General features: G+C 37.7%; 12 protein-coding genes. 8 read left to right on the plus strand and 4 right to left on the minus strand.

All coding sequences use genetic code 11. The features are described 5' to 3' along the window. From M899_RS13445 to M899_RS13455, 3 genes are all read right to left on the minus strand, one after another. The coding region (locus tag M899_RS13445; protein WP_021272026.1) for an ABC transporter ATP-binding protein at positions 1–487 on the minus strand (487 nt) is incomplete at its 3' end. A 15-nt stretch (positions 488–502) separates the two neighbouring features. Further along, positions 503–1,936 carry a Fe-S cluster assembly protein SufB gene (gene sufB / locus M899_RS13450; protein ID WP_021272023.1) on the minus strand — a complete coding sequence of 478 codons (1,434 nt, stop codon included), beginning with the start codon at positions 1,934–1,936 and terminating at the stop codon, positions 503–505. Then, on the minus strand, positions 1,936–2,397 hold the full coding sequence (locus M899_RS13455) for an RrF2 family transcriptional regulator (protein ID WP_021272020.1): 462 nt from the start codon (positions 2,395–2,397) through the stop codon (positions 1,936–1,938). The genes sufB and M899_RS13455 overlap by 1 nt, the downstream gene beginning before the upstream one ends. 176 nt (positions 2,398–2,573) lie before the next feature. Here M899_RS13455 and M899_RS13460 point away from each other — a divergent pair, with 176 nt between their 5' ends. Next, positions 2,574–3,305, plus strand: coding sequence for a sterol desaturase family protein (locus M899_RS13460; RefSeq protein ID WP_034729501.1), 732 nt, complete (start codon positions 2,574–2,576; stop codon positions 3,303–3,305). Here M899_RS13460 and M899_RS13465 read toward each other — a convergent pair. Beyond that, the gene (locus M899_RS13465; protein ID WP_021272027.1) at positions 3,292–3,549 is read right to left on the minus strand and encodes a hypothetical protein; all 258 of its coding nucleotides are present in this window, start codon (positions 3,547–3,549) and stop codon (positions 3,292–3,294) included. The genes M899_RS13460 and M899_RS13465 overlap by 14 nt on opposite strands. Before the next feature lie 97 nt (positions 3,550–3,646). Between M899_RS13465 and M899_RS17930 the strand changes: the two genes are divergently transcribed. From M899_RS17930 to aepX, 7 genes are all read left to right on the plus strand, one after another. Beyond that, positions 3,647–4,555 carry a rhomboid family intramembrane serine protease gene (locus M899_RS17930; RefSeq protein ID WP_021272021.1) on the plus strand — a complete coding sequence of 303 codons (909 nt, stop codon included), beginning with the start codon at positions 3,647–3,649 and terminating at the stop codon, positions 4,553–4,555. A 56-nt stretch (positions 4,556–4,611) separates the two neighbouring features. Next, positions 4,612–4,989, plus strand: a complete 378-nt coding sequence (locus M899_RS13475; RefSeq protein ID WP_021272031.1) for a hypothetical protein — start codon at positions 4,612–4,614, stop codon at positions 4,987–4,989. Between the two features lie 169 nt (positions 4,990–5,158). After that, positions 5,159–6,070, plus strand: a complete 912-nt coding sequence (locus M899_RS13480; protein WP_021272024.1) for a TauD/TfdA family dioxygenase — start codon at positions 5,159–5,161, stop codon at positions 6,068–6,070. Further along, positions 6,055–6,819 (plus strand): phosphocholine cytidylyltransferase family protein, encoded by a 765-nt coding sequence (locus M899_RS13485; RefSeq protein WP_021272025.1) that lies wholly within the window; start codon positions 6,055–6,057, stop codon positions 6,817–6,819. Before M899_RS13480 ends, M899_RS13485 begins: the two co-directional genes overlap by 16 nt. A gap of 17 nt (positions 6,820–6,836) precedes the next feature. Continuing rightward, positions 6,837–7,685, plus strand: a complete 849-nt coding sequence (locus M899_RS13490) for a CDP-alcohol phosphatidyltransferase family protein (RefSeq protein ID WP_021272029.1) — start codon at positions 6,837–6,839, stop codon at positions 7,683–7,685. Continuing rightward, positions 7,682–8,305 carry a LysE family translocator gene (locus M899_RS13495; protein WP_021272028.1) on the plus strand — a complete coding sequence of 208 codons (624 nt, stop codon included), beginning with the start codon at positions 7,682–7,684 and terminating at the stop codon, positions 8,303–8,305. Before M899_RS13490 ends, M899_RS13495 begins: the two co-directional genes overlap by 4 nt. 9 nt (positions 8,306–8,314) lie before the next feature. Next, positions 8,315–9,305 (plus strand): phosphoenolpyruvate mutase (aepX, locus tag M899_RS13500; protein WP_021272022.1); only part of this gene is annotated, 991 nt, incomplete at its 3' end.

A 9,305-nucleotide genomic window follows, 5' to 3' on the forward strand; every position in this document is an offset into this window, starting at 1 on the left:
TTTGAAGAATTTCATTTTTCTTCTTTTCTCCACCTGAGAAACCAGTGTTTACTGGTCTATCAAGAAATTCATCTCTCATCTCTAGAAGTTTAAGCTTTGGCGCAATGAATTCTCTAAAACTCTTATCATCCATGGCCTGAGCACCTTGTGCTTCACAAACAGCGTTGAAAGATTCTTTCAAGAAACTGAAATTTGTTACACCTGGAATTTCAATAGGGTATTGGAAACCAAGAAAGATACCATTCTTAGCTCTTTCATCGGCCTCTAGTTCAAGAAGATCTTTATCTTTTCCATTGATATTAAATTCAATGCTTCCTTCAGTTACTTCAAAGGCCGGGTGACCTGCAATAACTTTTGAAAGAGTACTTTTTCCTGAACCATTTGGTCCCATAATTGCGTGAATTTCGCCGGCCTTAACATTAAGGTTAATACCTTTTAGAATTTCATTTTCTTCTACTTTAGCGTGGAGGTTTTCAATCTTAATCATCTTAATATCCTTAAATTATCCAATTGAGTTTTCTAGTTTCATTTCAAGAAGCTTCACGGCCTCCACTGAAAATTCCAGTGGTAGTTCTTTGAAAACTTCATGACAAAATCCATTAACGATAAGTGATATACATTTTTCCATGTCCAACCCACGAGAGCGTAGATAGAACAGTTGTTCTTCACTGATTTTTGTTGTTGAGGCCTCGTGTTCTACGGTGGCCGTGTTATTTTTTACATCAATATATGGAAATGTGTTGGCAGAACATTTGTCTCCAACAAGCATAGAGTCACACTGTGAGTAGTTTCTTGCACCAGTGGCACTAGGCATGATTTTTACAAGACCTCTATAGTTGTTCTCAGACTGTTCAGCAGAGATTCCTTTCGAGATAATTGTACTTTTTGTATTTTTACCGATGTGAACCATTTTGGTTCCAGTATCTGCTTGCATCTTATTGTTTGTAAGTGCAACTGAGTAGAAGGCCCCTTGTGAGTTGTCTCCAATAAGGTTACAGCTTGGATATTTCCAAGTAATGGCCGAACCTGCTTCAACCTGCGTCCAAGAAATTTTAGAATTTCTTCCTAAGCAATTTCCTCTTTTTGTTACAAAGTTATAGATCCCACCTTTACCTTCTTTGTCACCCGCGTACCAGTTTTGAACTGTAGAGTAGCGTACTTCTGAATCGTCAAGAGCAACGATCTCAACAATGGCAGCGTGAAGTTGGTTTTCATCTCTTTGAGGTGCAGTACACCCTTCAAGGTAGTTAACAAAACTTCCTTTATCGGCAACAATAAGGGTTCTTTCAAATTGTCCTGTTTCTTTTGCATTAATTCTAAAATATGTCGAAAGGTCCATCGGACAAGTGACGCCCTCAGGGATGTATACAAATGATCCATCAGAAAAAACAGCTGCATTAAGGGCCGCGTAGAAATTATCTGAGTAAGGAACAACTGTACCAAGATATTTTTTTACCAGTTCTGGGTACTCTTTTACAGCTTCTGAGATTGAGCAAAAGATTACGCCAACTTTTTCTAGGTCTTCTCTATATGTTGTGGCAACTGATACCGAGTCAAATACCGCATCTACGGCCACACCAGAAATTCTTTTTTGTTCAGAAAGAGGGATTCCAAGTTTTTCAAAAGTTGCTAAAAGTTCTGGATCAATATCATCTAAACTTTTTGGCGCATCTTCTTTCTTTTTTGGGGCCGCGTAATAGTAAAGGGCCTGGAAATCGATTTCAGGAATATCTAATTTTGCCCATGTTGGTGCGGTGAGAGTTAACCAATGTCTAAACGCTTTTAGACGGTATTCTAGAAGCCACTCTGGCTCATTCTTTTTTGCAGAAAGAAGTCTGATAATGTCTTCATTTAGACCTTTCGGGAATTCTTCTGTTTCAATGTCTGTGTAGAAGCCATACTTGTAATCGCTGGCCGCAAAGTTTTCTGTTGTCATTACTGTTGTCCTACGTCTGTGCTCTTTTCAAATGAAACCGCTGGAGTAGGGAAGTCATTTTCTAAAAGCAACTCTTCGAGAGATAGACCCTCGAGGTATTCATTTATTTTTTCGTAAAGTTTCTTCATTGGCGTAGAGATATTGCAAGTTCCAAAAAGCTCACAAGTTCCTTTGTGTCCTTGGCAAATGCTTCCTCCGTCAACACCCTCGATCATGCGAACAAGATCCATGTATGTAATCTCGGAGAGTTTTTTATTAAGAGAGTATCCGCCCTTAATTCCTTTAACTGATTTGAGAATATCGTTGGAATTCATGGTCTGCATTACTTTGGCAGTGGTATCAAAAGGCGTGTTGAATTTGTCGCAAATTTCGCGCGCACTAGTGAGCGTCCCATCTTCTCGGGCGGCCATGAATTTCAACGCCATCAGGGCGTATTCGATTTTTTTATTAACCTTCAACATATTGTCACCAGGATTAATTCATTCAATAATTTCGGTAGATTGCTTCTCTATACCTTGAAATAGGCTAAAAATAAACCTATTTGTTCATAGGTTAGCATAAAAATACGGGTTTTTTTGCCCTATTTTATAATATTTATCAATGATCTCATCGATAAAAGGATGATAAAGTGGATACAATGATTCGTGTTTATATTTTTTTTGCTACATTTGTCCTGTTCTTCGTCTTAGAGCAACTCTTTGCTAGAAGAGTGTATGGTCTCGATAAAAAACGTTTGATCTCAAACCTCAGTTTGGTCTTTGCCTTTTATATTTTAAGTATCTTTTTTAAATCGTTTATTCCCTATACTTTCGCTTTAAAACATCAGGGCCAGATGCCTTTTTGGGCCTCTCTTATAATTTTTGATTTTTGCATCTACTTACAGCATGTGATCTCTCATAAGGTTTCATTTTTTTGGCGCTTTCACTCTGTCCATCACAGTGATCTTCACATTGATACGACCACGGCCCTGCGCTTTCATCCTCTAGAGCTTCTGGCCTCAACTTTCTATAAAGTAGGTCTAATTTCAATTTTTGGTTTAAGTGCCGATGCTGTTTTTGTAGGGGAGATTCTTTTAAGTAGTGGAGCGCTTTTCAATCATGCCAATCTTTATTTGCCAGAGTGGCTAGATCGATTTATTCGTTTTTTTATTGTCACGCCAGATATGCATAGAATTCATCACAGTAGCGAGAATAGTGAGATGAACAGTAATTACGGATTCTTTCTTTCTCTATGGGATAGAGTTTTTAGAACTTATGGTCAGAGAACTTTTAGAGATCAGGAAAAAATAGAAATTGGTTTGAAACAGTGGCGGGTGAAAGAAAAATTATATTTCTTCCACCTTCTGTTATGGCCTTTTAAGCGGCCTTAGAATAGCTTTGGTAGCTTGTTTGAGCTTGTTCGTTCTTATAGCTATACCATAGATAATCAAGAACTCTGTCATTGTGGAGTTTGATGATACCTAGATAAACCATATCTTCAATTTGTTCAGCAGAGTAATACGGAGTCTGCTCTTTTTGTAATGCTCTCAAGAATGTCATTGTTTCTTGAACTGAATTTGTTTGAAGAACTTTGGCCAATCTTTGCTCAATTTTATTTGTAATATCATGTGCCATTATTTGTCCTCCTCGTAACTAATGCGCTTTCACAACACTTATCGGCGCCTTTATGATACTCTTTATTATAACATCAATAGAACCGGGATAATTTTGCTTGAGTGAAGGTATTAGGATTGCACAAGTTGCGGATATTCAAAAAGGGCATAGTATTTTAAAAGAGTTACAGGCCCAAGGCATAGCTTGTGAGCTTAGAGATAGGCCAGATATTCGCGCCTATGAAATCGTAATTTTCGATGAAAAAGAGCATGATCGTGCTGTTGAAATCTTCTGCCTTTTGATGGGAATCGCCTATCCAAAGCAAAATGATATCCCCCAAGAGTGGCAGGCCATGAAATCATTGGATATGGGACCTGTGACTATTGTCGTTCTCATAAGTTGTATTGCTTTGTTTTTGTTTTGGAAATTAGCTGGAATGGAGCATCTCTATGAAATGCTTCTTTTTTCGCGTTTTAAAAAAGTGGCACTAGCTCCAGAATTACAAGCAGGGCAGTGGTGGCGTCTGATCACTCCAAGTTTTCTCCATTTTGGTTGGATGCATATTATTTTTAATATGCTGTGGTGGAAGGATCTTGGTGCAGTGGTGGAAAAAACCAAAGGATCAACATATCTTATCCTCTTTATTTTGGCCGTTTCAATCATTTCACATCCGTTTCAATATCTTGTGACAGGACCTCTCTTTGGTGGACTCTCAGGGGTTGTTTACGGTCTTCTAGGTCATCTGTGGATGAAGCGTCTATTTGATAAAGACTTCCCATATGGACTGCCAAGACCCGATGTTATGATGATGATTGCTTGGTTCTTTCTTGGATTGTTTAATCTTTTTGATATGAGAATGGCCAATATGGTTCATGCCATCGGGCTTTCTGTTGGAATGCTCTCTGTTCTCATGGCACCGAGTTCATGGGCCCAAATGAAAATAAATTTAAAAAATTCAGTGCTTTGTGTTCTTTTTGCTGTGGGTCTTCCTGTGCTCTCTTTGTTTGTGGAAATCCTACATAGTTAGTTTACGGACTAACGGGAATTTGTTAAAAGCCTCAAAAGTAAAATTTTGAGGTTCCCATGAAAACAGCTCTAGTTCTAGTGACAACTTTTCTTTCTCTAAGCTCTTTCGCACAAACACTGTTTAGCCAGTGCTACAACTATTCATATGCGACAGATAACGTTTATGAAGATCGTTTTAATGTGACAGTAAAGACAAATGATGAGGGTTTTGATGCTCTTGTAGAGAAAAAGATGTGGGATCTCCTTTTAAAAGATTACGTAACAGTTCTTGAGACTCCAAAAGATATTGCACTTGGTTCAAGTGTTGAGAAAAAAGGAAATCTTCGTTTTGTTATTAAGGTAAATCTTAGTGATTATACAAGAGGTGAGAACCTTATTGAAGTTTTGAACTCTCTTCCAAGTGTGATGGTATCATGCCGTTATAAGCTAAATTGATGGCACAGCACTTTCCTATCTTTAGAAATCTTTAGAAACGTCCTTTTTAATGCGCCACAGACTGCAATGCGTGGCGTGTCTTTGTGATTTTGTAGTCAAATTTCATTGTTAGTATTTCCTTGTTTATAAATAAAGTTCTACACTACCTTTTATTATTTAGGAGTAGTGGATGACTGCACAATTTTTTGAAATCGTTGCGCCAGATACGGCGGCCCATGAACAGTTGCGCTCATTTTTGTCTTGCGAAGATAAATCTCTGGAGCGCTTTAAGCAATGTTCAGAATTTTTAAAACTAATTGATAAGTTGATGATGAACATGGATTGCGCCACAACAACGGCGTATGTCCTCTCTCTTTGTGGTAACGACTCTGATCGCTATAGCATTGAAGAGCTTCGTACACTTAATCCTCTCATTGGTAGTGTGATGGGTGAGCTCCTTGTTCAAAATGAAAATGGAGATAAGGTGATCTCTGTTTATGACAGAGACAGATTGGGGTCAATGTTCGATGGTGCTCGCTATCACCAAACACGTGAAGGGGGAAGTATTCACACTGATAACGTGAATATTCCCGAAGCATGGGACTATTTGCTTTTAAGCTGTTTGTCGCAAGGTGAAGTTGGTGGTGAAAATATCATCGTTGATGGTCTTAAAGTTCAGCAGCAATTAAAAGAAAGATTTCCAAAGGCCCTGCAAACTTTGGAAGAGAATTTTATGTGGGAAATGCGTGGAGTAAAAGATGCTTTGTATGAAGCACCTATAATTACTTACAACGATAAAGGTTTCCCATTGTTTCGCCATCTGCGCCCCTATATGGAGTCGGCCCACAGAAAGGCCTCTAGGCCTCTAACTAAAGAGCAACTCTATGCTCTAGATGTACTAGATGCGCTTACTAATTCATCTGAAAATCAAGTGCGCTATCGCATGAATAAGGGCGATATTCTTATCAATATTGATGCCCAAGTACTTCATGGTCGCACATGTTTTTCTGATGCTTTTGATGCCGTTAACTTTGATGAATATCTCGCTGGCAATGGTTCAGTGATGAAAAGGACAATGGAGAGGCTATGGATCAGAAAGTAGGAAGTCATCACTGTGCAGTTCTTTTGGCCGCTGGCCATGGGTCTCGAATTAGTGGTTTAACCGATAGACCAAAAAGTTTGCTAGAAATAAATGGAAAAACTCTACTCGATCACCATTTTGAAACTTGGCGCGCCGTGGGGATTAAAAATGTAAATTTAGTTCTTGGTTACAAGGCCTCTGAGATTACTGAGGCCGCTAAAAAGTATGAGAATGATTTTAAGATCAAATATCTTTTGAATGAAGATTTTAGAAATTACGGTAACACATTCTCACTCTTACTTGGAATCTCACATATTGAAGAATTGGGTTCTCTTATTTTCGATGCTGATCTCATTTACGAAAAGTCTATGCTTGAAAATATCTTAAAAGACAATGTCGAAAACCAAATCTTGATTGGTCCAGGTCATATTTCTGATATCGAATGTGCAAAAGCTCTTGTTGATAAAAATGATTACGTACGAATGACTGTTGATAAGAGAGCAATCTCTGATGATGAACTTTCTCGCTATGAGTTTAAGGGAGAGGCGATTGGTATTTTGAAATTCAGTAATAATACAACAAAAGCTCTGAAAAATGCTTGTGAAAGTTTCTTAAAAAAAGAGGAGAACTTGAATAAGAATTGGGAGCACGTTTTGAATGAATTTTTACCAAAACACGATATAGGCACTCATTTTAATGACAGTGGTAAATGGATTGAAATCGATACGCCAGAAGATTACAAAATGGCCAAAGAAAAGTTTGAACGTTAATAAAAGTAGTCGTTGTTATGAAGTTTACGAAGTTGTACCACCAGAATGTAAGACCATTTAAATTTGAAGAGCCATTTGATTATATAATCTATAGGCCCATGGCCTTCCTGTGTGTATTTTCAACTCTAAAATTACCCTTAACGCCAAATCATTTTTCTTTGTTGGCCCTTTTATGTGCCATTTTTTCAGGGTTTCACCTTGTAAATGGTGATGCAAATGGTTTTTTCTGGGGTGGTGTTGGAATCATTCTTTTTTCTATTTTCGATTGTTGTGATGGGATGGTGGCCAGGTTGAAAAAGAACGGCTCTGAACTTGGCGAGCTTATCGATATGTTTGTTGATCTTCTTTCAAATTGTTTCTTTTTCTTTGGTCTTTATTTTGGTCTAAAGCAAAATTCTGAGAACCATTACCCATGGTTGATCTTTGCGAGTGCTCTCTCAATTTTTGCCAATGCTAGCATCTATAATTTTTATAAGAAGCAGTTCTTTTCTTTTAAAAATGGAGATGAACAGTGGCGTGAAAGTGAAAAAGAAAAATATGAAATTTTATATAAAAAATTAGAAGAAAAAAATGGGACCTTGTTTTGGCGCTTTCTTATTCGTTTTTTCTTTGGTTTTACTAAAGTTCAAAAACGAGAAGATCACTTAAAGAAAATTGATCTTGAAAAGTATGTCAAGCTTAATGAGAAGATGTTGCCTTTGTGGGCCATTAGTTCAGGATCGACTCATTTAACAGTGATGGCCTTTGCTCTGATAACTAATCGAATTGAATTATTTTATTATTTTAGTCTTGGCGTCTTTGTTTTTTTACCTTTTCTTGTAGGTATCATTCAGTTGCGTCTTAATCAATCGGTGGAGCTTGCATGATTGCTCTGCTTACAGGTCTTATCATTGGTTTTTTAATGTGTATTCCTATTGGTCCCATCAATGTTTGGGTTGTGAATACGCAAATTAAAAAGGGAGTACAAAGTGCTCTGGCCATCGCATTTGGTGGATCGTTGATGGACTTTATCTATTTTTTTATTATCGTGAGCGGTCTTTCTCTATTTGAATTCTCTGATAATGTTTCAAGAGTTTTGCAAATACTCGGTATCATTTTTATTTTCAGTATGGGTGTGAAGGAACTATTTTTCACGAAAACTCAAACAGTAGAAAAGATCGATTCTGAAGTGAAAACCAAAACATTGATCGCTTCTTTCTTTGTGGGAGTAGTTTTGTATACATCAAATCCTACTCTCATTATCACCATGACGGGATTAGGTGCTTTTGTGAAGAGTTTAGGATTTTTTGAATTTTCAAAATTCAATATTTTCTTTCTTTCATTTGGCCTGGCCCTAGGTTCTTTTTTATGGTTCGTATTCTTATCCTATATTGTCCATCGATACCAAGAATCTATTAGAACGAAGTACATGAAACATCTTGTAAAGGTGAGTGGTGTACTGATGGTAGGTCTTGGATCATATATGGGCGCGAGACTAATTCTATAAGAGGTAGTTATGAAAAAATCAACACAGTTAAAAAACATGATCTTAAGTAATGAATTAGAATTTTTGATGGAGGCCCATAACGGCCTTTCTGCAAAAATTGCTGAAGAAGCCGGTTTTAAAGGTATTTGGGGGAGTGGTTTATCAATTTCGGCCTCACTAGGAGTCAGAGATAACAATGAGGCGTCATGGACTCAAGTTCTCGATGTTTGTGAATATATGAGTGATGCCACGACAATTCCTATTCTTTTAGATGGGGACACTGGTTATGGTAATTTTAACAATATGAGACGCCTTGTTAAAAAATTAGAAAGTCGTGAGATCGCAGGTGTTTGTATTGAAGATAAGATTTTTCCCAAAACAAATAGCTTTCTTAGAGGTGAGGCACAACCTCTTGCTGATATTGATGAATTTTGTGGGAAGATTAAGGCCGGTCAAGATGCCAAGAGAGATGATGACTTTGTTATTGTTGCGCGAGTTGAGGCCTTTATTGCTGGGTGGGGATTGCAAGAGGCCCTAAAAAGAGCTGAGGCCTATAGGCAGGCCGGTGCAGATGCTATCTTAATGCACAGTAAGCTTGCAACACCCGATGAAATTTTCTCTTTTATGAAAGAATGGGGCAATAGATGTCCTGTAGTCATTGTTCCAACGAAATACTATTCGACACCAACTCCTCAATTTAAGGCTCATGGTGTTTCAACTGTTATTTGGGCCAATCACCTCATGAGGTCTGCTGTAAAATCTATGCAAGATACAGCAAAGACTATTTTTGAACAGCAGTCTTTAATAGATGTTGAAGAAAAAGTTGTCACTGTGAAAGAAGTTTTCCGTCTCCAAAATGATGCTGAACTTGAAGAAGCGGAGAAGAAATATTTTCAAAAAAATGAAGGGGCCAATGCTATAATTTTGGCAGCTAGTCGTGGTGGGGAGCTGGGTGATCTCACTATTGATAGACCTAAAACACTTATTCAAGTTAATGGGACTTCTCTGTTGGAGCAAATGG

Origin of the sequence: Bacteriovorax sp. BSW11_IV, assembly GCF_000447755.1 — a bacterium.
GTDB lineage: Bacteria > Bdellovibrionota > Bacteriovoracia > Bacteriovoracales > Bacteriovoracaceae > BSW11-IV.